The organism is Telluria sp. ZB2R32, from assembly GCF_059685715.1.
Genome location: NZ_JCASIG010000006.1, coordinates 23,054 through 47,501, shown reverse-complemented (window position 1 = coordinate 47,501; position 24,448 = coordinate 23,054). Strand labels below are relative to the sequence as shown.

Genomic DNA, 24,448 nt, shown 5'->3' with positions numbered 1-24,448 from the left:
GTCGAATTCCCACCGTCGTAGCGCAAGCGGCCGACTGGACACTAGCGTTCGATGTCCTCGCTCAGCACGACGCAATTACGTCCCGTATTTTTGGCCCGGTACAGCGCGACGTCCGCGCGCTGCAGCAGCGCATCCGGATCGTGCGCTTCCTGTGCGGCCTGGATCGCGATGCCGACGCTGATCGTGACATGTCCCGTAGGCGAACTCGCATGGGCGATGTCGAGTGCTTCGATTGCACCACGCAGCGATTCGCCGACGTAGTACGCCTGGCCGGCGCCGGTATTGGGCAGCACGATCGAGAATTCCTCGCCGCCGTAGCGCGCCGCCAGGTCGCCGGTTCGATGCGTGCCGGCCGCGAGCGCCTGCGCTACCCGGACCAGGCATGCGTCGCCCGCCTGGTGGCCATAGCGGTCGTTGAACTTCTTGAAGTAGTCGACGTCGAGCATGATGACGGCAAGCGGCTGGCCAGCGCGGGCGGCGCGCGTGCTTTCGCTGCGCAAGACCTCGTCGAAGCGACGCCGATTCGCCAGGCCCGTCAAGCCGTCGGTGATGGATAGCGTTGCCAGCTTGCGGTTGACGTCCTCGAGTTGCGCGGTGCGCTCGGCCACGCGCTGTTCCAGGCTGTCATGCAGCTTGGCGCTGGCGATCGAGATCATTGCCTGTGCACCGAGCATGCGCAGGAACGCTGCACGTTCATCGGTGAACGACGCTTCGGCCAGCCGGTTTTCAAAGTACAGGACGCCGTCGATGCCGCCCCTGTGGCGCACCGGCAGGCACATGACGGAACGCGGCTGGTGTTGCCGTACATAGGGATCGGCGGCAAAGAGCGGGTCCTTCGCAATGTCGTCCGTGATGACCTCGGCGCCGGTACGGATGACGTAGCGCAGCAGCGACAGCGGGAATTGCGGATCGCCGGCGGCGTCGAGATGAATCTGGCGGGACTGCAAAACGGTGATGGCATCGCCGCCGATATCGGCTTCGAGCCGGTAGACGCTGTCGGACAGCAGCAGCAGGCGCGCCACCTGCGCACCTGCGTTTTCGCGCGCGATGGCGATCAGGCGCTGGAGCACGTTGCGCAGGCCCGTCTCATTCGCCAGGGCCTGCGCCGCCTTGAGCAGCGACGCCAGGTCGAGGGCGGCGCCGCCTTGCGTATGCGTGCCGGCATACGACTGCATGGCGCGTCCGTCCGCCTTTGACAGCAAGTGGCTGTGGCGCTCGCGCAGTTGCGTCACTTTGCCCTCCGCGCCCCACTGGGCGTAACACGCGACGGCGTCCTTGATGAACACCGTCGCCACCCGTGGCTGCTCCTGCTCGAGCCAGCACTCGCCGCACAGCTCATTTCCCAGTGCCTGGACATTGACGTAGCCGGCGAGGGCGGCTACGTCGATCGCCTGCTGGTAGCAACGCGTTGCCAGCGCCAGGTCCTGCCGGTAGCGCGCCATTTCGGCCCGCACCAGTGCATGCCTGGCGCCGACGTTGTCCGGGCCATGCTCGGCCCACGTGGCGAGGCTGGCCTGTAACACGCCGATCCGCGCCAGCACATCGGCCGCATCGGCGCGCGCGGGATCGCGCCGTAACGCGCGAATCCAGATCAGCGCCGCGTAAAAGCAGGTCTCGGGCACCTTGGCCTGGCTGCGCATCATCCGCGTCACGATGTCGAGCTGACCGGCCAGCGCCTCGGCATCGGCGGCGTCGAACAGATATGCGTTGCGGATCTTCCCCTGCAGGTAGTAGGCGCGATACAAGCTCGATGCGCCATATTGTTCGAGGAAGCCCGTCTCGTTGAATACCGCGTCGTCGTAGCTGTCGCTGCGCGGCGACAGGCCGATCAGGGCCTTGATGGGCTGGATCGCCGCCGCCATGCAGCAATCGGCCATCGCCTGCTGGCCATTGGCGCGCATCAGCACCAGGTCATGTTCGATGGCGTGCATCAGGTCCGGCAGATAGTCGCCCAGGATGATCCGGTCGGTCGCGCGCACGGCCGCCACCACCCCGACCTGGACGAAGTCGCCGATTTCCAGCGCCCAGCCGAGTGCTTCCTCATACAGCGCGTCGGAGCTGCGCAGCGGCTGCGTCCAGTGGTTGATCAGCGCCGCGAACATCAGGGCCGTCTGGGTGCGTGCCTGCAGGTTGGCGCGGCGTCTTGCCAGCGCCAGCGCCATCGCGCCGAAACGGTAGCTGCGCGCGAAGTTGCCATCCTGCAGCGCCAAAATGGACGCATAGGCGACGTAGGCGACCGCGCTGAAATCGCTGCTGCCCCGCTGTATCGACAAATGCGTCATCGACACCACCATCAGCTGGCACAGCTCCTGTTTGCCGGCATAGTAGCAGGCCATCCACAGGCCGTGCATCATCTGCAGCGCCGCCACTGACGCCGCATCGTGCATGTCGCCAGCCGCGAGCAAATCGTCGGGCATGCGCGCGCCGCCCGCGTGCTCGATGTCGGCCAGGACGTGCTCGAAGCGCGCCTTCTGTTGCGCCGGATCGTGAGGAACGTCGAAGCCGAGCAGCGCCAGTCCCTCGCACAGCACCGCGATGGCATCCTGCAGCCGGCCCTGCAGCTGGTACTGGTGCGCCTGGACCAGGATGCTTCGCACCTGCAGCAGCGGAGCAGGGCTACGTGCTCGTACCTCCGGATAGATCGCCTCGGCGGCGTCGAACTGGCCGCACAAATAGGCCGCTTCCGCCGTGCCGAGTTGCAGGTCGAGCCAGAGTCCGGCGTGGCTGCGCCATGCGTCCGCCGGCAGCAAGCCGAGGCCGGTGCGCATGTGTTCCAGTGTGGCCGTGAAGGCCGCCGAGCGCCGCGCCCTGGCGCCGGCGCGCAGGTTCATCTGCGCCAGCTGCACGCGTTCGCCGGCGTCGACGATCAGCGCGCGGCTCGCGTTGAGCTGATCGACGATCTCGAACAGCCTCTCGTCCTGCCGTTCCCGCGGCGTTTGCCGCAACAGGAGCCGGCCGATGCGCAGGTGGTTGCGCGCGCGCGTGTCCGTATCCACGATCAGATACGCGGCCTGCTGCACGCGGTCGTGCAGGAACCGGTAGCCGACCCCGCTTTCGCTCGCGTCGGCGTCGACGTACTTGTAGCCGCCATCGAGCGGCTGGATCAGTCCCGCGTCAAGCGCCGGCCACAAGACCTGCTGCGCCTCCCATGGACTGCATTCGAGGACCAGCGCGAGCATATCGAGCGTGAAACGGCTGCCGCTCGACGCCGCCAGTTGCAACAGACGCTGTGTCGCGGGCGGCAGGCGGCGGATTCTATCGACCAGCAGCTCGACGACGTTGTCGGTGTAGCCGGCCTCTTGGATCGCGGCCAGGTCCCACTCCCAGCTGTCATCATCGGCGCGGTAGCGCAGGTGGCCGGCATCGTGGATCGAGCCGAGGAACTGGTTGAGAAAAAATGGGTTGCCGCCGGTCTTGGCGAAGCACAGCCGGGTCAGTGCGGCGCAATCGGCCGGCGCCGCGCGCACGGCCGCCGACACGATGCGTCCCACCTCGGGCTCGGTCAGCGCGCCCAGCACCAGCGTGGGGAGGCGCAGGCCGCCCGCCAGCAGCCTGTCGCGCAGTGCGATCAGGGGGTGGAAGGCGCCGGCTTCGTTGTCGCGACAGGCGCCGATGAGCAGCAGGTGGCCCTTGTCGCGCGAGCTCATGAGCAGCTCGATCATCCGCAGGGTGGCCGCATCGGCCCATTGCAGGTCGTCGAGGAACAGCACCAGCGGGCGGCCGGCGGTCGCGAACACGTCGACGAAACGGGGGAACGCGCGGTTCAGCCGAAGCTGAGCCTGTTCCGGCGCCATCGGGGGAACAGGCTCGGTGGGGCCGACGATCAGCGTCAGTTGGGGAATCAGCTCGACCATCACGCCCAGGCCGTCGGCCAGGCCAGTGCGCAGCCGCAAGGCCCATCGTCGCAACGATTCCTCGGGCTCACAGAGCAGCTCGCGCACCAGTTCCTGGAAAGCCTGGATCAGCGATGCGTATGGAACGTCGCGCCTGAACTGGTCGGATTTGCCGGCTAAAAAGCAGCCGTGCCGGGCAACGATCGGTTTCTGCACCTCGTTCACCACCGCCGATTTGCCGATGCCCGGATAACCCGCCACCAGGACCATTTCACGGCTTCCGGCGGCGCTGCGCTCGAATGCGCCGAGCAGTGCGGCGATTGCATCCTCGCGCCCGTGCAGCGTTTGCGGCACGAGGAAGCGACCGTTGTGATCGGACAGCCCGAGCGCCTGCAACGGTAACGCCGCGCGGCAGGATTCGAGATCGCTGCGCAGACCTTGCAGGCTCTGGTAGCGCTGCTCGGCATTTTTCTCGAGCAGGCGCTGGACGATCGCCACCAGCCGCGCCGGCAAACCATCGAAGGCCGGATGCGACCAGCCGGGTGTGCGCGCGATGTGGCAATGCACCAGCGCCATCTCGTCGTCCGCCATGAAGGGCGGCTGGCCAGCGAGGAGTTCGTAAAAGGTCGCGCCGAGCGCATAGAAGTCGGCGCGGTAGTCGATCCGCCGGTTCATCCGCCCGGTCTGTTCCGGCGCCATATAGCGCAGCGTGCCTTCCAGGGAGGCGGGATTGACGATGGCCTGATGCTCGTGCGGCAGCTCGCTGGCGATGCCGAAGTCGATCAGCTGGAGCAGGCGCCGTTCACCATTCCAGATCAGGTTGGACGGATTGATGTCCTTGTGGATCACACCCTGGCGGTGCACTTCCTCCAGCGCCACGCACAGTTGCAGCGCGATGTCGAGGAAGTCATCCAGCGCCAGCGCGGACATGCCCCCGGCCGCCGTGCGTGCGCGCAACACCTTGTCGAGGGACAGGCCGCCGCTATCCTCCTGGATCATGGTCCAGCGCCCGCGGTGCAATTGCAGCGCAAGCGGACGTACCACGCCGGGATGACGGCAGCGCCGCGCGATCTCGTATTCGCGTTTGAATTGCGCCAGCTGTTGAAACGATGGGACGGCTTGATTGGGCAGCTTGACGATGAGCGCGGCGCCATCGGCGCCACGGGCACGGTAGACCAGCGAGCGAGCGCTGTCGTGCAATTGTTCGATGATCTCGTAGTCGAAGAGGACGCTCATGGGCTGGGCTTGCGATGTGCCGATGGCGGCTGGATGAAACGGGCAGGATTCGCCACAGTACCTGCAGGCAAGTATTATAGCAAGTGTGTCTGCCTGCGACGCGCAGCGGCGGGCCAGGGCGATCCTCGCGAACTGCGGATCGATGTCGCAACGAGGCCGGAGGGACTGCAGGCAGAGCTGGACGACCTGTTCCAGCGGATGAGCAGCCAGGGGAACCTGCTGTATGGTTTGCCGGCGCTCGGGATCCATTTGCCGGGCTTTGCCTTTCGCTATCGCCAAGCCGACGGCGAACACTATGTCTATGTCCAGGACTTGATCCATGGACGCCTGGCAGGCTACACAGTGTTCAACCGGCTGGTCGAACTCGATCGGCGGACGGAGTGTCATCTGCGCGCGCCACATTCGAAGTATGCCGGCGCGTACCAACGCCGCGGTATCGCGTCGGCTATTGATGGATGGTGGCTCGATGCAGGTAATTGCCTGATCAGTGGGGCACGCCAATCGAACGCAGCACATGCGTTATGGCGTTCCCTTGGCACCAGCTACCCGCTTGTTTGTGTGGAGATACGCGACAAAGTCCTCCGTTACCTGGGCAACGATATAGGCAGGTACCTCGAGGACGACCTGCACACGCGTCTGGTCCCGATTGGCGCCGGGTCCACTGCAGCCCAGGCGATATCAGGCCTCGGACCCTGCGTCGAGCATCTGTTTGATGGGGCAGGATGCCGCGCCTACTCCGCAAACAGCTTGCCCAGGGCCGTCTGCGTCAGCTCCGCCGCCGCCAGCACCAGCGGGTTGCTCGGCTGCTGCGCCGGCAACACCATGCTCAGCGTCGTCTCCAGTGTAGGCGAGGCGATCTTCTGCCACGACAGCGCGGGCAGGTGGGCGCTGCGTTCCACCAGCCGCGGCATGATCGAATAGCCCATCGCCTGCGCCACCAGTTCCATGGTCGAGTGCGAGGAATCGACCTGCAGCCTGACATTCACGCCCAGCCCCAGGCGCGCCGCGGCCGACTCGACGGCGACGCGCACCGAGTGGTTCCCGTGCGGCAGGATCAGCGGCAGCGCGGCGACCTCGGCCAGGGTGACGCTGGCCGGGTCGGCGCCGACGACATCGGCGCCGATCAGGTACAGGGGCGCCGAGACGATCGGCGTGATCCTGATGTTCGGGCAGGCCGCGGGGTTGTACAGCAGCGCGAAATCGAGCTGGCCGAGCAGGACGGCGTCGTACAGCGCCCCGGACAGGCCTTCGACGACGCTGATCGACGCGCGCGGGAACTGCTGCGTCAGCTGCGGCAGCAGGGAGGCGATGCAGGCGCGGCCGATGCTGGGCGCCATGCCGATGACCAGCTGGCCGGAAAATGCCGATTCCGAGTCGCGCACGGCGATCGCGGCCGCATCCATCAGGTGCAGCACGCCGCGCGCGTATTCGAGGAACTTCTTGCCCGCTTCGGTCAGCAGCACGCCGCGGCCATGGCGGTAGAACAGGCTGGCGCGCAGCTCGACTTCGAGGGCGCGCACCTGCCGGCTCAGAGTCGACTGCCCGATGTCGAGCAGGTCGGCCGCCTTGATGTAGCTGCCGGTTTCGGCGATGCGCACGAAATGGCGGATCTGGGTCATCTCCATACTGGGTCGGCTATCCTGGTTGGTGTTGCGTGGTCCTGCATTCTACCGTCCCCGGGGGCGGTCCCCGGGTTGCCGCCTCAGGCGCGCAGCAGTTGCGGTCGCGCGGCGAGGGTGGTTTCCAGGCGCGCCGCCGCTTGCTGCAGGCGCGCCAGCCAGAGGCGGATCTGCGCCAGGCGCACGCCCGCGGGCAGCGCGCCCAGGCGCAGCACCAGCACGACCTGGCCGGCCTCGCCGTGCACCGGCACCGACAGGTGGCGCACGTCGTAGGCCACGTCCTCGCGCAGCTCGGCCGGTTCGTGCAGGCCGGCGCGCTCCTTCGCCGCCGCCAGCAGGCGCCGCTCCTGGCCCGGGGTGCGGTGCGGATTGGAATACAGCTGCACCATCTCGTCGAGGTTCTCGCCATCGTTCGGCCCCATCAGCGCGATCGACCAGCCGCGCGCGCGCACCTGCGCCAGCTGCGCCAGCGAACGCGCGACGGTTTCCTCGTCGGGCCGCCCGAGGCGGCGCAGCCATTCGGCGTCGGCCGGAGCGCCGGGCTGGCCGACGAACAGCGGGCCGAGCGGCGGCGCGCACGGCACTCGGAAGCCGAGCCGGCTGCGCAGGCGCCACTGGGGCGACGAATTGTCCACCGCGACGTAGACGATGTCGCCGCCCACGGCCGCGACGATGCTGCATTCGGCATGCAGTTCGGTGGCCACCGCTTCCATCTCGTCGCGGCCGATTTCCGCCAGGCGCACCGCCTCGATGGTTTCGCGTTCCGCCACCGCCACCAGCGGGCCCGGGGCGAAGCGCCCGTAGCCGCGCTGGAAGAACAGCAGCGGCGCGGTGTCGCGCTCGAGCGCCATGTCCAGCACGCCGCCCAGCACCATGAAATGGTCGCCCGCCTCGGTCACGCTGGCGTAGTCGCAGTCGATCCAGGCGACGACGCCGTCGAGCACCGGGTTGCCGGCCGGGCTGGGGTGCCATGCCAGGCCGGCGAACTTGTCCTCGGCGGGCGAGGCGAACTGCTGGCACAGCGTTTCCTGGTCGGCGGCCAGGATGTTCACGCAAAAGGTCGGCGCGGCGCGCATGCGCGCGAAGGTGCGCGAGGATTGCATCGGCAGGTAGCCGATCAGGGGCGGGTCGAGCGACACCGAAGTGAACGAACCGATCACCATCCCGATCGGGCGGCCGCTCTCGTCGATGCAGGTCACGATGGCGACGCCGGTCGGATAGCTGCCGAGCACCTCGCGGAAGCGGGTGCCGTCGAATTGCGTCGCTGTGGTAGGGGTCTGCATATGGGCCTCACTGTCTCGTCATGAATCGTTCTTGTTGCGCCGCGCCAGGCGGCGGCCTCGGATAAGAGTATCCGTTCTAGAACCATAATTCAAGAAGTTTGCGGCTTTTCCAATCTCCGGCATTCATGCATTTTTTGCATATTAGCCTTGAAGGTATTCGCCTTGTACCTGTTTCGCCGAGCGCTAACAATGCTCTACGTTGGCGGCGCAGCTGCCGGCCCGAGAACCTGAGACGAAGTGAGACCATGGACAGACTGAAGAACAAAGTAGCGATCGTGTTTGGCGCCGGACCGAACATCGGCGGCACCATTGCCCATTTCCTGGCCCGCGAAGGCGCCAGCGTGTGCGTCAGCGACGTCAGGGCGGAGGCGGCCGACGAAACAGCCGCATTCATCCGCGGGCAAGGCTGGGAAGCGATGAGCATGGTGGGCAATGCGCGCATGGACGCGGACGTCAGGCGCATCGTCGAGCGCACGGTCGCGCAATACGGGCGCCTCGACATCGTGGTGAACATGGCCGGCCGCGTGCACTGGGACGACGTGCTCGGCATGCAGATGGACGACTGGGACGATTCGGTCGCCAGCTTCGCCACCGCCGGCCTGCTGGCGACCCAGCACGGCGCGCGCGCCATGCTTGCCTGCGGGGCGCGCGGCAGCATCATCCACGTGATGTCGACCGCGGCCCACTTCGGCGAGGCCGACGGCGCTTCGTACTGCGCGGCCAAGGCCGGCCTGCTGAACTTCGCGCGCTCGGCGGCGATGGACCTGGCCCACCACGGCATCCGCGTCAACACCGTCACGCCCTGTTCGATGGAGCACCAGCTGTGGACCACGATGCGCGACGAAATGTTCGATCCCGCCTGGCAGCAGCCGGCGCGGCGCGGCTTCTATTCGCGCCAGGAATACCTCGACCAGCTGCCGCTGCGGCGCTTCCCGCGCGCGGCCGACCTGGCCTGGGCCACGGTCTTCCTCGCCTCGGACGAATCGGCCTGCATGACCGGTTCGGACATGGCGGTCGACGCCGGCCTGCGCCACAAGTACCCCACCTGGACCCCGGGCAAGCACGATCCGCTCGCCATCAACGACTACGCCCGCGCCACCCGCGTCACCCGCTACGGCGTGGAGCAGGAACTGCTGACCGAGCTGCTGGGCCAGCCGGTCGAGCGTTCTTAACAATTTTTACGGAGACAAGCATGATCAACATCCAGGACCAGCGGCGCGAAGAACGCGCCCGGCAATTCAAGCAGTTGACCGAATGCAGCCGCTGCAAACCGATGGGGCGCCTGCTGCGCAAATTCTGGCAACCGGTGGCGCTGGCCGAAAGCGTGCAGGCCGGCGCCGCGATTCCGCTCCTGATCATGGGCGAGGAACTGACCCTGTACCGCGGCGAGAGCGGCGCCCTGCACCTGGTGGGTGGGCGCTGCGCGCACCGCCGCACGCTGCTGCACACGGGCTGGATCGTGGGCGAGGAAATCCGCTGCATCTATCACGGCTGGCAGTTCGACGGCAAGGGCGCCTGCGTCAACCGTCCGGCCGAAGCCAACACCGGCATGCCGCGCACGCAGATTCCCGCCTATCCGGTGCGCGAGTACATGGGCCTGGTGTTCGCTTACATGGGCGATGGCGAGGCGCCGGAATTCGACCTGCCGCGCAAGCTGCAGCTCGAACGCGAAGGCACGCTGGTTGCCAACGGGCGCGAGCGCTGGGACAACAACTGGTTCCAGCAGGTCGAGAACTCGCTCGACGCGGTGCACGTGAGTTTCGTGCACATGGCGCTGACGGTGGGTCCGTTCGGCGCCGCCGTGACCGGCGCCATCCCCGAGCTGTCGTACGAGGAAACCAGTTCCGGCATCCGCCAGACGGCGCGCCGTTCGGAAACCAACGTGCGCGTGAGCGACTGGACTTTCCCGAACAATAACCACGTCACCGTGCCCGGTCTGACGCCGGACGACCCGTGGATCGACGTCTTCGTGTGGATGATCCCAAACGACGAACAGAACACGACGCGCTTCATGATCTACGGCCAGCAGCCGGGCGCCAGCGAGGAGTCGCGCCAGCGCTTCGCCGACTACTTCGCCAAGTACGGCAAGTACGATCCGGCCGAGCACCACGACGAACTGTTCGCCTCGCGCGAATGGAACAACCCGGACGACAAGTTCGTCGGCCTGACCGCCGCCCAGGACTATTTGTCGATCCGCGGCCAGGCGCGCATCACGGCGCGCGAGGACGAGATCCTGGGCCGCTCCGACCTCGGCATCGTCACCCTGCGCAAGCTGTTCTTCCGCGAGCTCGAGCTGCTGGAAGCCGGCCAGCCGACCAAGGACTGGCGCAAGCTCGACGAGGCCGCGGCGCTGCCAATTCAACCTGGCAATGAGCAGCCCGGCGCCTGATGCCTGACTTCCTACTTCCGACAACTGGTTCCCCATGCTCGATCTGACACCTTATGATTCGCTCCCCGAGGAGTTGCTGCAGTTTCGCGACTCCATCCGCCGCTTCGTCGACCGCGAACTGATCCCGCTCGAACACGCCCTCGGCGCGAACGGCATGCTCCCGCCCGAGCAGGCCGCCACCCTGCGCGAGACCGCCAAAAAAGCCGGCTTCTGGCTGATGGACGTGCCCGAGGAGTTCGGCGGCCAGGGCTTGCCGCTGCTGGCGCTGGCCGTGTTCTGGGAAGAAGTCGGGCGCAGCACCGTCGCTTCCTGGGTGCGCGACCACGGCCTGTTCGGCCCGATGGTCGGCCCGATCCTGCTCGGCCTGAACCCGCAGCAGCGCGAGAAATACCTGACCCCGGTCCTGGAAGGCACCAAGCGCTCCTGCTTCGCCCAGACCGAACCCGACGCCGGCTCCGACCCGTCGATGATGCGCATGCGCGCCGTGCGCACCGAGGGCGGCTACCGCCTCACCGGCGTCAAGCGCTACATCACGCGTGCGGCGGTGGCCGATTTCGCCGTGGTGATGGCCATTACCGACCCGGAGAAGGGCGCCAGGGGCGGCGTCTCCTGCTTCCTGGTCGACATGGATGCGCCGGGCGTGAAACTGGCCACCTCGGAAAAGACCCTGATGGGCGATGCGCCCTGCGAGATCAGCTTCGAGGACGTCGAGGTACCGTTCGAGAACCTGGTGGGCGAGGAAGGACGCGGCTTCGCGCTGGCCCAGGGCTACATCAACTATGGCCGCGTGCGCCAGGGCGCGCATGCCTGCGGCGCCGCAGAGCGCTGCCTGGCGCTCACCGCCGAATACGCGCACCAGCGCAAGACCTTCGGCGAGGTGCTGGCCAACCGCCAGGGCGTGCAGTGGATGATCGCCGACGCCTTCACCGAGCTGTATTGCACCCGCCTGCTGGTCTACGATGCGGCGCGCAAGACCGACGCCGGCGTCGACGCGAAGATGGAAACCTTCATGATCAAGACCTTCGGCGTCGAGGCGGGCTTCCGCATCGCCGATACCTGCATGCAGCTGCACGGCGGCATGGGCCTGACCGAGGACACGCCGATCGAGCGCTTCTGGCGCGACCTGCGCAGCTACCGTATCACTGAAGGCCCGACCGAGGTGCTGCGCACCACGCTGGCGCGCCAGATCCTGAAACACTACAGCTGAACGATAGCTGACCGAGCCTGGAGCAAAACATGAAAAACCCCCTCGACGGGATGCTGGTCATCGAACTGGGCACCGTGCTCACCGCGCCGCTGGCGGGCCAGATGCTGGCCGACCTCGGCGCACGCGTGATCAAGGTCGAACACCCGAACGGCGGCGACCCGTTCCGCCGCCATGCGGGCAAGCTCTACAGCCCGCATTTCGCATCCTACAACCGCAACAAGGAAAGCATCCAGCTCGACCTGCAGGGCGAGGCCGGCAAGGCCGACCTGCTGCGCCTGCTGGCGCAAGCCGACGTCCTGCTGGAAAACTACCGTCCGGGCGTGATGGCGCGCCTCGGCCTGACCGACGCCAGGCTGAAGGAACTCAACCCGCGCCTGGTGTGGTGCTCGATCACCGGCTTCGGCGCCACCGGACCGTATCGCGACCGGCCCTGCTACGACGCCGTCGCCCTCGGCCTGTCGGGACTGGCCAGCCAGATGCTCGATCCGGCAGAGCCGTCGATGAACGGCCCGACGATTTCCGACAACATCACCGGCATGTATGCCGCCTACGGCATCCTGGGCGCCCTGATGGGGCGCGCCACCAGCGGCGAGGGCGCCCGCGTCGAAGTCAACATGCTGGAAGCGTCGATCGCGTTTTCGCCCGAGGGCTTCGCCCAGTTCGCACGCCTGGGCGTGACGCCGCAACCGCGCACGCGAGTGGCGATCTCGCAATCCTATGCCTTCCCCTGCGCCGATGGCCGCCTGCTGACGGTGCACCTGTCGTCGGTGGACAAGTTCTGGCAAGCCTTCGCCGCCGTGCTCGAACGCCCGGACCTGCTGGAGGACGCGCGCTTCGCCAGCGCCGAACTGCGCACCCGCAACTACGCGCTGCTGTACGAGGAAGCGGCCGCCACCTTCCGCAGCCGCGGGCGCGAGGAATGGTGCGCGCGCCTGGCCGCGCACGACGTGCCGTCGGCGCCGGTGTACACCGTGCCCGAAGTCATGCAGGACGAGCAGGTGCGCCAGGCCGGCACCTTCTACGAAGTCGCGCATCCCGAGCACGGCCCGATGGTCGCGATCCACCGCCCGGTCACGATCGACGGCGCGCGCGGCCCAACCACGCGCGCCGCGCCCACCCTGGGCGAACACAGCGATGCGATCCGGCGCGAGTTTGGACTCGCCTGATCCTCCACCACCTCCACTTTTCGACGGACACGACATCATGAACCAACAACAGATCAGCGACATCGCCGACGTGCTGTGGGCGGCCGAAACCGGGCGCGCACCCTGCGCGCCGCTGCGCGAACGGATCCTGGCCGCGGCCGGCGGCGCCGACCCGGTGGCGGCCGCCTACGCTGTCCAGCAGCACAACGTGCGCCGCCGCATCGAGGCCGGGGCGCGCGTGGTCGGGCGCAAGATCGGCCTGACCTCGGCCGCCGTGCAGCAGCAGCTCGGCGTCGATTCGCCCGACTTCGGCATGCTGTTCGCCGACATGGCCTTCGGCGACGGCGAACCGATTCCGCTGGCGCGCACCCTGCAGCCGAAAGTCGAGGCCGAGATCGCCCTCGTGCTGGAACGCGACCTGACCCACGAACGTCATACCTTCGCCGACCTGATTGCCGCCACTGCCTATGCGTTGCCGGCGATCGAAGTGGTCGGCAGCCGCATCGAGAACTGGCAGATCAAGCTGCTCGACACGGTGGCCGACAACGCTTCCTCGGGCGTGTTCGTGCTCGGCTCGCGCCCGGTGCGCCTGGGCCGCCTCGACCTGGTGAACTGCGCGATGGCGATGGAGCGCCGCGGCGAAACCGTGTCGAGCGGCAGCGGCGCGGCCTGCCTGGCCAATCCACTCAACGCCGCCGTCTGGCTGGCCGACATGATGGTGCGCGTCGGCACCCCGCTGCGCGCCGGCGACGTGCTGCTGACCGGGGCCCTGGGCCCGATGGTGGCGGTGGCGCCGGGCGACACCTTCAGCGCCCGCATCGACGGACTCGGCGAAGTACGCGCCGTGTTCGGCAACTGAAGCACTCAAGCAAGGATTTTCACATGAATCAGCAGACAAAAAAACGGGTCGCAATCATTGGCTCGGGTAACATTGGCACCGACCTGATGATCAAGATCCTGCGCGGCGGCAAGGGACTCGAGATGGGCGCCATGGTCGGCATCGACGCCGCCTCCGACGGCCTGGCGCGCGCCGCGCGCATGGGCGTGCCCACCACCCACGAAGGCGTCGAGGGCCTGGCGCGCATGCCGGGCTTCGCCGACATCGACATCGTGTTCGACGCCACCTCGGCCGCCGCCCACGTCAGGAACGACGCCTTCCTGCGCAGCCTGAAACCGGGCCTGCGCATGATCGACCTGACCCCGGCGGCGATCGGCCCCTACTGCATCCCGGTCGTCAACGGCGACCTGCACGCGCAGGCCAAAAACGTCAACATGGTCACCTGCGGCGGCCAGGCCACGATCCCGATGGTGGCGGCAGTGTCTCGCGTGGCCGAGGTGTACTACGCCGAGATCGTCGCCTCGATCGCCAGCAAGTCGGCCGGCCCCGGCACCCGCGCCAACATCGACGAATTCACCGAGACGACCTCGGATGCGATCGTCGACGTCGGCGGCGCGCGCCACGGCAAGGCGATCATCGTCCTGAATCCCGCCGAACCGCCGCTGATGATGCGCGATACCGTTTACTGCCTGGCTGCGCTGGATGCCGACCAGGACGCGATCCGCGCTTCGGTGCGCGACATGGCCGCGCAGGTGGCGGCCTACGTGCCGGGCTACCGCCTGAAGCAGGAGGTGCAGTTCGAGCGCTTCGCTGGCGAGAATGCCCTGAACGTGCCGGGCATCGGACGCCAGGCCGGCCTGAAGGTCTCGATCTTCCTGGAAGTGGAGGGCGCCGCCCATTACCTGCCGGCCTACGCGGGCAATCTCGACATCATGACCAGCGCCGCGCTGGCGACCGCCGAGCGCATCGCCGCCGGCATGAACGCCGCGCCGCTGGCGGCTTAAGGCTACACAAGGCTTCGACGGAGAACACCATGTTTGACACTGACAAGAAAATCTACGTCTCGGACGTCACCCTGCGCGACGGCATGCACGCGGTGCGCCACCAGTATTCGATCGACCAGGCGGTCGCCATCGCGCAAGCGCTCGACGCGGCGAAGGTCGATTCGATCGAGGTGGCGCACGGCGACGGCTTGCGCGGTTCGAGCTTCAACTACGGCTTCGGCGCCCACAGCGACCTCGAATGGATCGAAGCGGTGGCCGCCAGCATCAGCCATGCGAAGGTGGCGACGCTGCTGTTGCCGGGCATCGGCACCATCCACGACCTGAAGAACGCCTACGACGCCGGCGCGCGCATCGTGCGCGTGGCCACCCATTGCACCGAGGCGGACATCTCGCAGCAGCACATCGAGTATGCGCGCGAACTGGGCATGGATACGGTCGGCTTCCTGATGATGAGCCACATGACCACGCCCGCGGCGCTGGCGCAGCAGGCGAAACTGATGGAGAGCTACGGCGCCCAGTGCGTCTACGTGGTCGACTCGGGCGGGGCGATGAACATGTACGACATCGCGGCGCGCTTCAAGGCCTTCAAGGACGTGCTCGAACCGGCGACGCAGACCGGCATGCACGCCCACCACAACCTGAGCCTGGGCGTGGCCAATTCGCTGGTGGCGCTCGAACACGGCTGCGACCGCGTCGACGCCAGCCTCACCGGCATGGGCGCCGGCGCCGGCAATGCGCCGCTGGAAGTGTTCATCGCCGCCGCCGACCGCATGGGCCTGAAGCACGGCTGCGACGTCAAGCGGCTGATCGACGCCGCCGAAGACATCGTGCGCCCGCTCCAGGAACGCCCGGTGCGGGTCGACCGCGAGACCCTGGCGCTGGGCTATGCCGGCGTGTATTCGAGCTTCCTGCGCCATGCCGAGGCGGCGGCGGCCCGCTATGGCCTGCCGGCCTTCGACATCCTGGTCGAACTCGGCAAGCGGCGCATGGTCGGCGGCCAGGAAGACATGATCGTCGACGTCGCGCTCGACATGCTCAAGGCGCGCGAGGCGACCGCGGCCTGAGGCCGGCTCCGATGCAAAAAGCGTATAGCTGCGATGCAGCCTTCCGGGTTGCAATAAGTGCAGCATGCGTAGAGAATTCTAGAACAGAAATTCCAGAGCATCGGTGCCAAGAAATTTGGCCAGGCAAGCCGCACAGCCCGCGCAGACGGGCGGCGGCATTCGCGTAGTAGCACCATAACGATGGAGACAGCATGAAGAAGTTCGTAGCAGGCATGACCGCCCTGTGCGCGTCCGCCACCCCGTTTGCCCAGACCGCCGACGCCCCCGCGGCCGGCCTGAAAATCTATGGCGTGGCCGATATCTCGCTCGCCCACTACCGCACCTCGGGCGAATCGAAAACCGCCATGCATGCCGGCGGGTCCGGTTCACGCATCGGCTTCCTCGCCAGCGAGGCGCTGGGCTTGGGCTGGAATGCCAACGCCCGCCTCGAAGCCGGCGTGAACCTCGACTCGGGCACCTCGAGCTCGACCAACGGCAACCCCAACCGCGTGTTCGGCCGCCAGGCCTACGTCGAGCTGGAGAACAAACGCTTCGGCGCGCTGCGCCTGGGGCGCCAGGAAGGCCCGACCTATGCGTTCTTCCCGACCTACGACCCGATGCTGCTGCCGGCGATGGACGCCTGGGGCGTGGTGACCACGCTGGGCAAACCGGCGCCGGGCGTCGCCTCCGGCAGCGGCGCGCCGACCGGCTTCCTGATCAATCCGACCGGCCGCACCGAAAACACCGTCGGCTACATCTCGCCGCGCCTGGCCGGCGTGCAGGGCAAGCTGTCCTATAGCCCGGACGAAGGCGCGGCCAGCCAGCCGAGCCTGCTCGAAGCGGGACTCGACTATGTGACCGGCCCGCTGCAGTTCGGCGTCCTGTACGTCGAGGCCGGCAGCACGCCCGGCGCCGGCGCCATCCGCGCGACCGAGTCGAACAGCGAAATCGCCTTTGGCGCCAAATACCAGGCCGGCCCGGTGCAGCCGTATTTCAGCTACATCCGGCGCGAATCGACCGACCCGACGCGCGCGCCCGGCGGCGGCATCCTCAACGACAACAGCGAATCGGTGAAGCTGTTCGGCGTCGTGGTGCCGGTGTCCCAGCGCGGCGCGCTGCGCGCCACCTACGGCATCTATTCGAGCGGCGCGGCCGACAGCGACGCCACCAACTATGGCCTGGCCTACACCTACGAGGTCAGCCGGCGCCTGATGCTGATGGCGGCCGTCACCCGCCTCGAACAGGACGGCGCGGCGCGCTACGCCGTGTTCCAGAGTCCCGTGCCGCAGGCCGGGAAGTCGGTCAGCGCCGTCACCACCGGCCTGACCTGGCGCTTCTGATCCAGCCGCGGGTCAGATCAATCCTTTCACGCGCAGCACCGGGTGCCCGCGCACCCGGATCATCGAAGCTCCAACCCGAGGAAACGTCATGTCGAACAACTCGCCCTGGTATTACATCGTCCACTGGCTGCGCCTGTACTTCGGCGCCCACCTGCTGTTTTCCGGTATCCGCTACGCGGTCACGGGCTACGTGCCCGAGATTCCCGGCGTCGGCGGCGAGTGGGTGCAGGCCAACGCCAATATCTACCTGTATCAACTCATCAAGTACCTCGAGATCGTCACCGGCGCGATGATCTTCTTCAACCGCTACACGCTGCTCGGGCTGATCCTGGAATTTCCGGCCACCGTCAACATTTTCTGGCTCAACACCTTCATCGTCGCCACCCCGCGCCAGCTGTTCACCGGCCCCCAGGAACTGTTCATGAACGGCGTGCTGCTGCTGGCCTACAGCGGCTGGATCTATGCCGCCGTCAAGCCGAAGCTCGAACCGCTGTGGCTGTGGGAAGGGCGCAAGGCCTACCAGCCGGGCATCGGCGAGCGCATCGACGACCGCATCGACAAGAACAACCCTGGCGTGCGTGCACGCTCCATGCATAGCGAGGTGAACTGATGACCAAGAACAAATGGATTGCCGTGGCCGTGTGCCTGCTGCTGACGGCCGCCGCCTACATCGGCTCGACCGGCCTGTTCTACACGACCTTCCGCCCGATCCGCAATTACGACCTGGTCGCCTTCGGCGCCTCCTGGGCCGGCCTGGTCTGGATGCTGGTACGCGACGGCAAGCGCCACCGCTGAGCCCGCATTCATCCAGACGAGGAGACAAAATGGAAACGAGCCGCAGGAAATTTGTACAATTATCGGCGCTGATGGCGTCCAGCTGGGCCGCGCCGGCCTTTGCCTTCCAGGGTGTGCCGGCGCCGGGCGCTGCGCCGGATGCCATCTACGCACTGGTCGACTTCTGCCTGGATACGCGCTATGAGGCGCTGCCGGCCGAGGTGGTCGCGGTCACCCGCACCCAGATCCTCGACACGGTGGCCGTCGCGCTGCCGGCGCTGGACGCCGACGGCATCCGCCAGCTGGCCGCCTGGAGCCGCGAAACCGGCGGCAAGGCGGAAAGCCTGGTGCTGGGCACGAAGCTGCGCCTGCCGGCGGAAAAGGCGGCGCGCCTGAACGCGGCCATGGCTGCCGCGCTCGAGTACGACGATACCTACGAGCCGTCGCTGCTGCACGCTTCCTGCGTCACGGTGCCGGTGGCGCTGGCGATGGCGGATTATGTCGGGGGCGTCAGCGGCAAGGAGGTGATCGCCGCGGTGGCGGTCGGCACCGACACCGCCTGCCGCCTGTCGCGCGCCGGTTCGCCGGGCGTGTCGCCCTTCATCGTCGGCTGGGACCCGACCCCGATGTATGGCTTCCTGTCCGCGACCCTGGTCGCGGGGCGCCTGATGGGCCTGAACCGCGCGCAGCTGGTCTCGGCCGTCGGCCTGGCCTACCACCAGTTGTCGGGCAATGCCCAGGCCAGCGTCGACGGCACCCATGCCAAGCGCCTCGGCGCCGGCTTTGCGGCCTACGGCGGCATCATGTCGGCGCGCCTGGCAAAGCACGGCGCGATCGGTTCCGACCGGGTGCTGGGCGGGGTCAAGGGCCTGTTCCGGCAGTACCACGGCGGCAAGTACTCGGAAGAGGCGCTGCTGGGCGGACTGGGCAGCCGTTTCGCCGGGCTCGACATCGCGCCGAAACCGTATCCGTCCTGCCGCGGCGGGCACGTCGCCATCGACGGCATCCTGGAACTGGTCAAGGCCAACGACATCCGCGCCGCCGACGTCGACACGGTGACGATCTACAGTCCGCCGGCCGAGATGATGCTGCTCGGCGCGCCGCTGGAAAAGAAGCAGAACCCGCAAACGATCGTCGAAGCGCAGTTCAGCAACCCGTGGATGGTGGCGGCGGCGATCCAGGACCGCGAGGTCGGCCTGCGCCACTTCACCGATGCGGCCCTGCGCCGCGCCGACCTGCGCGCGCTCGCCAAACGCATGGTCACCGTCGAGGACAAGACCCTGGTGCGGCCCGACGGCGGTCCCGGCTTCGTGCGCCTGGAACTGAAGACGCGCGACGGCCGCCGCCTGGACAAGGAAGTGCGCTTCGCCAAGGGCGATCCGAAGAACCCGATGACGGCCGGGGAATACCGCAGGAAGGTGTTCGAATGCACCGACGCGGCCGGCATGAAGCGGGCGCAGGCGAATGCCGTGGTCGCGCGCCTGCACAAGCTCGAGGCCGAGGCCGACGTGGCGGCCCTGAACGCCGCGCTGGCGATCGGCTAGCCCTCATCACCTATGCGCTGCGCGGATAGCTGACATTCCATGGGCGGCATTGAAGGCAGGATGGGCAACTATGATAATCTTCAGACGCAATAGAAAGAACAGAACCATGCTGGAGACAATCTTCCGACGGGCGGGGCAGCCGGCCCGCCGTGTTTTATTCGCGTGCGCCCTGGCTTCGCTGGCCACGTCCGCCACCGCGTCCGTCACCGCCGCGCCCGCCGTGCGCCAGGTCGAGATCGCCGACTACCGCGCCTACCTCCCCGAGCAGCACCCGGTGCGCCAGGGCATGCGCGCCTTCGCCGACAGCGCCGCGCGCGCCAGCGGCGGCAGCCTGCGGGTGAAGGTGCGCAGCGATGCCTTGCCCGGTGCGCCCGCCGCGCAGATCGCCGCCCTGCAGGCGGGCGCACCCGGCACGCCGGCCTTGATGCTCGTCGCCGGCACCGGCCTGGCGCCGCAGGTGAAAGCCTTCGAACTGCTCGACCTGCCTTACCTGGTGGCCGACGCCGGACAGGCCGACGCCTTGCTCGACGGCCCCTTCGGCCAGGCCCTGCTGGCGCGCCTGGCGCCGGCCGGACTGGTCGGGCTGGCGTGGTGGGAAAACGGTTTTCGCCAGATCACCACCGCGGGCGCGCCGGTCCGGGGCGCGCGCGACCTGCACGGCGTGGACATGCGCGTCATCGGCGAACCGGTGTTCGTCGAGACCGCGCGCGCCTTCGGCGCCAATCCGGTCGCGCTGCCCTTCGGCGAGCTGTACGGCGCGCTCAAGGCGAAGCGCGTCGCGGCGCAGGACAATTTCATTTCCCAGATCCTGGCCGGGCGCCTGTACGAAGTGCAGTCCTCGCTCACCTTGACCAACCATTCCTACAGCGCCCTGGTGCTGGCCGCGAATGCGCAGGCCTGGGCCGCACTGACGCCGCAGGAGCAGGGCATCCTGCGCCAGGCGGCGGTGGACGCTGGGCGGGTGCAGCGCGCCGCGGCGCGCGCCGAAGCCGCCGCCGCGCGCGACACCCTGGCCGCCCGCGGCATGGCGGTGCATACGCCGGCGCCGGCGCAGTCGGCCATGCTGCGCGCACTGACGGCGCCGCTGCGCGCACGCCATTTCGCCGCCCACGACCCGGACTTGCTGAAACTGTACGACGCGGGGACGGCGCAGATGCGCTGAAAAGTGCGCTGCGGCGCCGATGGGAAACAAAGCAAACGACAAGCATGCAAACAGGAGACTTCCCCGGTGATCACCGATAAAAAACTGAACGCGATCTCGATCGCATTGGGCGTCCTGCTGACAGGGTATGTCGCGCAGGACCTGCATTTCAATCCGCGCTGGTACGGCGACAGCGGCCCCGGCGTCGGCCAGATGCCGCGCGAGGTCGTGGCCGGCTACATGGCGCTGGCCTACGGGCAGGGCGACACGGCGCAAGCCGCCAAGCTGTATTACACGCCGAAGACGATCGACCTGACGCCGGACGCAGTCTACCGCCAGGGCGGTGCGCCGCTCGCCTCGACGCTGCGCCAGGTCGTAGCCGAAGGCCTCAACGTCGCCGTCCACCATTGCGTCCAGGGCGGCCAGGGCGCCTACGAACTGGTCGACATGTTCCGCACCGGGAACGGGCGCATCGTCTGGCGCAAGACGGTCGCCCAGCCGCTGGCCGGCCAGGATTGCGCCGCCAGCGCCCTCGGCAAGCCGCTCGACATGGGCCTCGCGCCCAGGGCATAGCATCGCCCCATCCATCACAAAAACAGTTTTAACCGGAGACACGCAGCATGGCAATATCCACTCCCGCGGTGCATGACCGCACCAACAAACTCGACCTGCGCTTCATCGGCAAGCTGGTGCTGGTCTTCTGCCGCATCATGCTCGGCGCCTGGATGATCGTCAGCGGCGCCAGCCACCTGCTGTCGGTCTTCGGCCATGTGCCGATCTTCCCGCAACCGCTGGGCACCCTGCACCCGTCGAACGTGATGCTGGTCTCGCTGCTCGAAGTGGGCATGTTCGACCTGGTCAAGACGGTCGAGCTGGTCGTCGGCCTGTGCCTCGTGTTCAACGTGTTCGTGCCGCTGGCGCTGGCCGCGGCGCTGCCGGTCTCGTACATGGTGTTCCACAATTCCATCGTGCTGAACCTGCGCTACGACCGCATCCTGAGCACCTATATGTCGGTCTGGTGCCTGTACCTGAACCTGATCCTGATCCTGGCGTACATCCGCTACTACCTGCCGATGCTGCGCATGCACGCGCCGATGGGCACGCCGTCCGATTTCAAGGCGCTGCCGTCGATTTCCGAGAAGCCGCGGGAACCGGACAACGGCGCGCAATGACGCGCGCGCGCCCACCTGCTGCATCCGATATTCCATTCACCACATTTGCGGAACATGACCATGGCTGACCATTCAAGCACCGATACCCAGATCAAGAGCCGGCGCCGCGCGATCATCGCCAGCTACCTCGGCACCACGCTCGAGTACTACGATTTCCTGCTCTACGGCGTCGCCGCGGCGATCGTCTTTCCCCATATCTTCTTCGTCAACCTCGACCCGGCGGCGGCGACGCTGTCGGCCTTCGCCACGCTGGCGGCCGGCTATTTCGCGCGTCCGCTGGGCGCCGTCGTGTTCGGCCATTACGGCGACCGCCTCGGGCGCAAGAAGATCCTGATGATCACGCTGATGATGATGGGCGGCGCCAGCGTGCTGATCGGCCTGCTGCCGACCTACCAGCAGATCGGCATCTGGGCGCCGGTCATGCTCGTCGTGCTGCGCCTGATCCAGGGCCTGGCCATCGGCGGCGAGTGGGGCGGGGCGACCCTGATGTCGATGGAGCACGCCAAGCCCGGCGGACGGGGGCTGGCGGTCTCGATCGTCGCCTCGGGCGGCCCCAGCGGCGCGGTGCTGGGCACCCTGGTGATGATGATGTTCTCGAAGCTGCCGAACGAGCAGTTCCTCGACTGGGGCTGGCGCGTGCCCTTCCTCCTGAGCGCGCTGCTGGTGGTGCTGGGCGTCGTGATCCGCATGCAGCTCGAGGAAACCCCGGAATTCGAGGAAGCGCGCAGGAAGCGCCTGGCCTCGGGCAAGAAGGTCAGCGTGCTGCCGGTGGTGACGGTGTTCCGCCACAACCGCGCCCAGGTGCTGTCGGGCGTGATCGGCGGCCTGGCGCCGCTCGCCTTCGCCACCTTCGCCGCCGCCTTCCTGCTGAACTACGCCGTCACCGTCGGCCATTCGCGCAGCGACGCGCTGCTGGCGATGACGGTGGCGAACCTGCTGCACATCTTCACCATGCCGTGCTTCGGCGCGCTGTCGGACCGCTACGGCCGCCGCCCGCTCCTGATCACCGGCGCGCTGCTCGGCGTCGCCGTCACCTGGCCGATCTTCCTGCTGGTGAACCAGGGCAGCCTGGGCGCCCTGATCCTGGCGCTGATCCTGGCGCTGCCGCTGGTGCAGGCGATGATGGGCGGCCCGGTCAACACCTGGATGGGCGAGAAGTTCGCCGCCGACGTGCGCTACAGCGGCATCGCGGTGACCTTTCAGCTGGCCTCGACCATCGGCTCGGGCACGGCGCCGCTGATCGCCTCGGCCCTGCTGGCCATGCGCGGCGGCACCGACCCGGTGCTGGTGGCGCTGTTCTTCGGCGGCCTGTGCATCGTCAGCGCCATCGCCTTCTACTTCAGCGCCGAGCGCTTCGACCAGGAGTTGCCGGTGCATACGGCAGGTACCGACGAGGCGAACGAGGCCGAGGCCGAAGCCGAGGCGCTGCGTGGCGGCATCGGCAAGGCGCGCGCCGGTTAAGCGCCTTCGGTAGTGGCAAGAACGGACCCCGCGCGGGTCCGTTTTTCATGGCGCGCCGCGTGGCGCGCCCGCCCGTCAGTAGAAGACGGCGGACTTCAGCACCACGATCCTCATTTCCTGCCCGGTGCCGAGGCCTGGAACCGGCTGGTGGCGCTGTTCTTCGGCGGCATGGGCGCGAGGTTTCTCCAGCTGGTTGAACGCGTGGGCGGCGCAAGTGCGGCGTGCACGCGGGCAGCCGGGTGCAGCCGCCCACCCTGCCGGTCAGCAGCGTACGCGTGCGGCATGCCAGGGCGGCGTAGGGTGGGCGGATCGACGACCCTGCGCGCACCCGCGCTCTCGGCGGCGCCCACGCGTTCAACGCACGGATGCAGGCCGCGCGGCATGCCGGAGGAACGGCCATAAAAAACCGCGCAGCGGCGGAAGCCGGTGCGCGGTAAAGGAGGAAGCAGGGAAGCGTTACACGTCGAGCACCAGGCGCGCGCCTTTCGCGCGCGAGCAGCAAGCCATCATCGAGCAGTTGGAGGCGCGCTGGGACGCCGTCAGCACCTCGTCGCGGTGGTCCACTTCGCCTTCGAGCACGCCGATCTCGCAGCTGCCGCAAATGCCGGCCTCGCAGGAGAAGTCGACGGCGACGCCGTTCTCGAGCAGGACCTGCAGCACGGTCGAGGTCTCCGGCACGCGCAGTTCGCCGCCGCTGCGCGCCAGCGCGATGACGAAGCCGTCGCCGCCGGTGACGAGCGGCGCGCCGGCGCCGAAGCGTTCCAGGTGCACCGACTCCGGCGGGTGGGCGGCGGTGGCTTGCTCGTAGGCCGCCAGCATCGGGCCCGGACCGCAGCAATAGAAATGGGTGCCGGCCGGCGCCTGCGCGGCGATGGCGGCCATGTCGAGCACGGCGTTCGCCTCGGCGTCGACGTGCAGGCGCACGCGCTCGCCGAAGCGCACCAACTGGGACAGGAAGGCCAGGTCGCTGCGTGCGCGCACGGCGTACCACAGCTCCCAGGATGCGCCCAGCGCGTGCAGGCGTTCGGCCATGCACAGGATCGGCGTGATGCCGATGCCGCCGGCGAACAGCACGCTGTGCGGCGCGTCTTCCGCCAGGGGGAAGTGGTTGCGCGGCGCCGACAGCGCGAGCAGGGTGCCGACGCGCAGCTGCTCGTGCATGTATTGCGAGCCGCCGCGGCTGTTCGGATCGCGCTTGACGCCGACCACGTAGCGCGCCGGCGCCGGCTCGGCGTGCAGCAGCGAGTACGAACGGGTGATGCCGTTGGCCAGGTGCACGTCGACGTGGGCGCCGGCGCTGGCCCCAGGTAGCGGCGCGCCGTCCGGGCGCACGAATTCGTAGACCTGGATGTCGGGCGTGGCGTAGCTGACCGACTGCAGGCGCACACCAATGCGCTCGGAGGAAGGGGCGGACATGCC

At 67.8% G+C, this 24,448-nt stretch carries 19 protein-coding genes; 15 read left to right on the top strand and 4 right to left on the bottom strand.

The window, feature by feature from the left end; translation table 11 throughout:
* Positions 1–41: 41 nt before the first annotated feature.
* The 3 genes from AC56LG_RS17895 to AC56LG_RS17885 all read right to left on the bottom strand — a co-directional run bounded on the left by AC56LG_RS17895 (position 42) and on the right by AC56LG_RS17885 (position 7,971).
* Positions 42–5,456, bottom strand: coding sequence for a diguanylate cyclase (locus AC56LG_RS17895; RefSeq protein ID WP_497167423.1), 5,415 nt, complete (start codon positions 5,454–5,456; stop codon positions 42–44).
* 344 nt (positions 5,457–5,800) lie between these two features.
* Complete coding sequence (locus tag AC56LG_RS17890; protein ID WP_497167422.1) at positions 5,801–6,694, bottom strand: LysR family transcriptional regulator; 894 nt, start codon at positions 6,692–6,694, stop codon at positions 5,801–5,803.
* 77 nt (positions 6,695–6,771) lie between these two features.
* Complete coding sequence (locus tag AC56LG_RS17885; RefSeq protein ID WP_497167421.1) at positions 6,772–7,971, bottom strand: flavin reductase; 1,200 nt, start codon at positions 7,969–7,971, stop codon at positions 6,772–6,774.
* 245 nt (positions 7,972–8,216) lie between these two features.
* On the opposite strand from AC56LG_RS17885, the gene AC56LG_RS17880 reads away from it, so the two are divergent.
* From AC56LG_RS17880 to AC56LG_RS17810, 15 genes are all read left to right on the top strand, one after another.
* On the top strand, positions 8,217–9,143 hold the full coding sequence (locus tag AC56LG_RS17880; protein ID WP_497167420.1) for an SDR family NAD(P)-dependent oxidoreductase: 927 nt from the start codon (positions 8,217–8,219) through the stop codon (positions 9,141–9,143).
* Between the two features lie 20 nt (positions 9,144–9,163).
* Entirely contained in the window at positions 9,164–10,360 is a 1,197-nt protein-coding gene (locus AC56LG_RS17875) for a Rieske 2Fe-2S domain-containing protein (RefSeq protein WP_497167419.1), read from the top strand.
* Positions 10,361–10,394: 34 nt separating this feature from the next.
* Complete coding sequence (locus AC56LG_RS17870; protein ID WP_497167418.1) at positions 10,395–11,567, top strand: acyl-CoA dehydrogenase family protein; 1,173 nt, start codon at positions 10,395–10,397, stop codon at positions 11,565–11,567.
* Positions 11,568–11,596: 29 nt separating this feature from the next.
* Positions 11,597–12,733, top strand: coding sequence for a CaiB/BaiF CoA transferase family protein (locus tag AC56LG_RS17865; protein ID WP_497167417.1), 1,137 nt, complete (start codon positions 11,597–11,599; stop codon positions 12,731–12,733).
* Positions 12,734–12,770: 37 nt separating this feature from the next.
* Positions 12,771–13,571, top strand: a complete 801-nt coding sequence (gene mhpD, locus AC56LG_RS17860; protein WP_497167416.1) for a 2-keto-4-pentenoate hydratase — start codon at positions 12,771–12,773, stop codon at positions 13,569–13,571.
* 23 nt (positions 13,572–13,594) lie between these two features.
* Positions 13,595–14,554: an acetaldehyde dehydrogenase (acetylating) gene (locus tag AC56LG_RS17855; protein ID WP_497167415.1), complete on the top strand. Its 960-nt coding sequence runs from the start codon at positions 13,595–13,597 to the stop codon at positions 14,552–14,554.
* Between the two features lie 29 nt (positions 14,555–14,583).
* On the top strand, positions 14,584–15,618 hold the full coding sequence (dmpG, locus tag AC56LG_RS17850; RefSeq protein WP_497167414.1) for a 4-hydroxy-2-oxovalerate aldolase: 1,035 nt from the start codon (positions 14,584–14,586) through the stop codon (positions 15,616–15,618).
* A gap of 191 nt (positions 15,619–15,809) precedes the next feature.
* The gene (locus tag AC56LG_RS17845) at positions 15,810–16,937 is read left to right on the top strand and encodes a porin (RefSeq protein ID WP_497167413.1); all 1,128 of its coding nucleotides are present in this window, start codon (positions 15,810–15,812) and stop codon (positions 16,935–16,937) included.
* A gap of 88 nt (positions 16,938–17,025) precedes the next feature.
* Positions 17,026–17,547: a hypothetical protein gene (locus tag AC56LG_RS17840; RefSeq protein WP_497167412.1), complete on the top strand. Its 522-nt coding sequence runs from the start codon at positions 17,026–17,028 to the stop codon at positions 17,545–17,547.
* Complete coding sequence (locus tag AC56LG_RS17835) at positions 17,547–17,732, top strand: hypothetical protein (protein ID WP_497167411.1); 186 nt, start codon at positions 17,547–17,549, stop codon at positions 17,730–17,732. Before AC56LG_RS17840 ends, AC56LG_RS17835 begins: the two co-directional genes overlap by 1 nt.
* 29 nt (positions 17,733–17,761) lie before the next feature.
* Positions 17,762–19,255, top strand: coding sequence for an MmgE/PrpD family protein (locus AC56LG_RS17830; protein WP_497167410.1), 1,494 nt, complete (start codon positions 17,762–17,764; stop codon positions 19,253–19,255).
* Positions 19,256–19,361: 106 nt separating this feature from the next.
* Complete coding sequence (locus AC56LG_RS17825) at positions 19,362–20,417, top strand: DctP family TRAP transporter solute-binding subunit (protein ID WP_497167409.1); 1,056 nt, start codon at positions 19,362–19,364, stop codon at positions 20,415–20,417.
* Between the two features lie 66 nt (positions 20,418–20,483).
* Positions 20,484–20,969, top strand: coding sequence for a hypothetical protein (locus AC56LG_RS17820; protein ID WP_497167408.1), 486 nt, complete (start codon positions 20,484–20,486; stop codon positions 20,967–20,969).
* Positions 20,970–21,016: 47 nt separating this feature from the next.
* Positions 21,017–21,568, top strand: coding sequence for a DoxX family protein (locus tag AC56LG_RS17815; RefSeq protein WP_497167407.1), 552 nt, complete (start codon positions 21,017–21,019; stop codon positions 21,566–21,568).
* 60 nt (positions 21,569–21,628) lie between these two features.
* Entirely contained in the window at positions 21,629–23,029 is a 1,401-nt protein-coding gene (locus AC56LG_RS17810) for an MFS transporter (RefSeq protein WP_497167406.1), read from the top strand.
* Between the two features lie 456 nt (positions 23,030–23,485).
* On the opposite strand, the gene AC56LG_RS17805 is transcribed toward AC56LG_RS17810, so the two are convergent.
* Positions 23,486–24,445, bottom strand: coding sequence for a PDR/VanB family oxidoreductase (locus AC56LG_RS17805; protein ID WP_497167405.1), 960 nt, complete (start codon positions 24,443–24,445; stop codon positions 23,486–23,488).
* Positions 24,446–24,448: the final 3 nt, after the last annotated feature.

Bases quoted from the DNA above. Each gene is read 5' to 3' on its own strand.
- AC56LG_RS17890 (WP_497167422.1), bottom strand. From the start codon at position 6,694: ATGGAGATGACCCAGATCCGCCATTTCGTGCGCATCGCCGAAACCGGC.
- AC56LG_RS17835 (WP_497167411.1), top strand. From the start codon at position 17,547: ATGACCAAGAACAAATGGATTGCCGTGGCCGTGTGCCTGCTGCTGACG.
- AC56LG_RS17855 (WP_497167415.1), top strand. From the start codon at position 13,595: ATGAATCAGCAGACAAAAAAACGGGTCGCAATCATTGGCTCGGGTAAC.
- AC56LG_RS17880 (WP_497167420.1), top strand. From the start codon at position 8,217: ATGGACAGACTGAAGAACAAAGTAGCGATCGTGTTTGGCGCCGGACCG.
- AC56LG_RS17810 (WP_497167406.1), top strand. From the start codon at position 21,629: ATGGCTGACCATTCAAGCACCGATACCCAGATCAAGAGCCGGCGCCGC.
- AC56LG_RS17875 (WP_497167419.1), top strand. From the start codon at position 9,164: ATGATCAACATCCAGGACCAGCGGCGCGAAGAACGCGCCCGGCAATTC.
- AC56LG_RS17830 (WP_497167410.1), top strand. From the start codon at position 17,762: ATGGAAACGAGCCGCAGGAAATTTGTACAATTATCGGCGCTGATGGCG.
- AC56LG_RS17825 (WP_497167409.1), top strand. From the start codon at position 19,362: ATGCTGGAGACAATCTTCCGACGGGCGGGGCAGCCGGCCCGCCGTGTT.
- AC56LG_RS17895 (WP_497167423.1), bottom strand. From the start codon at position 5,456: ATGACACTCCGTCCGCCGATCGAGTTCGACCAGCCGGTTGAACACTGT.
- AC56LG_RS17885 (WP_497167421.1), bottom strand. From the start codon at position 7,971: ATGCAGACCCCTACCACAGCGACGCAATTCGACGGCACCCGCTTCCGC.
- AC56LG_RS17845 (WP_497167413.1), top strand. From the start codon at position 15,810: ATGAAGAAGTTCGTAGCAGGCATGACCGCCCTGTGCGCGTCCGCCACC.
- AC56LG_RS17805 (WP_497167405.1), bottom strand. From the start codon at position 24,445: ATGTCCGCCCCTTCCTCCGAGCGCATTGGTGTGCGCCTGCAGTCGGTC.
- AC56LG_RS17840 (WP_497167412.1), top strand. From the start codon at position 17,026: ATGTCGAACAACTCGCCCTGGTATTACATCGTCCACTGGCTGCGCCTG.
- AC56LG_RS17815 (WP_497167407.1), top strand. From the start codon at position 21,017: ATGGCAATATCCACTCCCGCGGTGCATGACCGCACCAACAAACTCGAC.
- mhpD (WP_497167416.1), top strand. From the start codon at position 12,771: ATGAACCAACAACAGATCAGCGACATCGCCGACGTGCTGTGGGCGGCC.
- AC56LG_RS17870 (WP_497167418.1), top strand. From the start codon at position 10,395: ATGCTCGATCTGACACCTTATGATTCGCTCCCCGAGGAGTTGCTGCAG.
- AC56LG_RS17865 (WP_497167417.1), top strand. From the start codon at position 11,597: ATGAAAAACCCCCTCGACGGGATGCTGGTCATCGAACTGGGCACCGTG.
- dmpG (WP_497167414.1), top strand. From the start codon at position 14,584: ATGTTTGACACTGACAAGAAAATCTACGTCTCGGACGTCACCCTGCGC.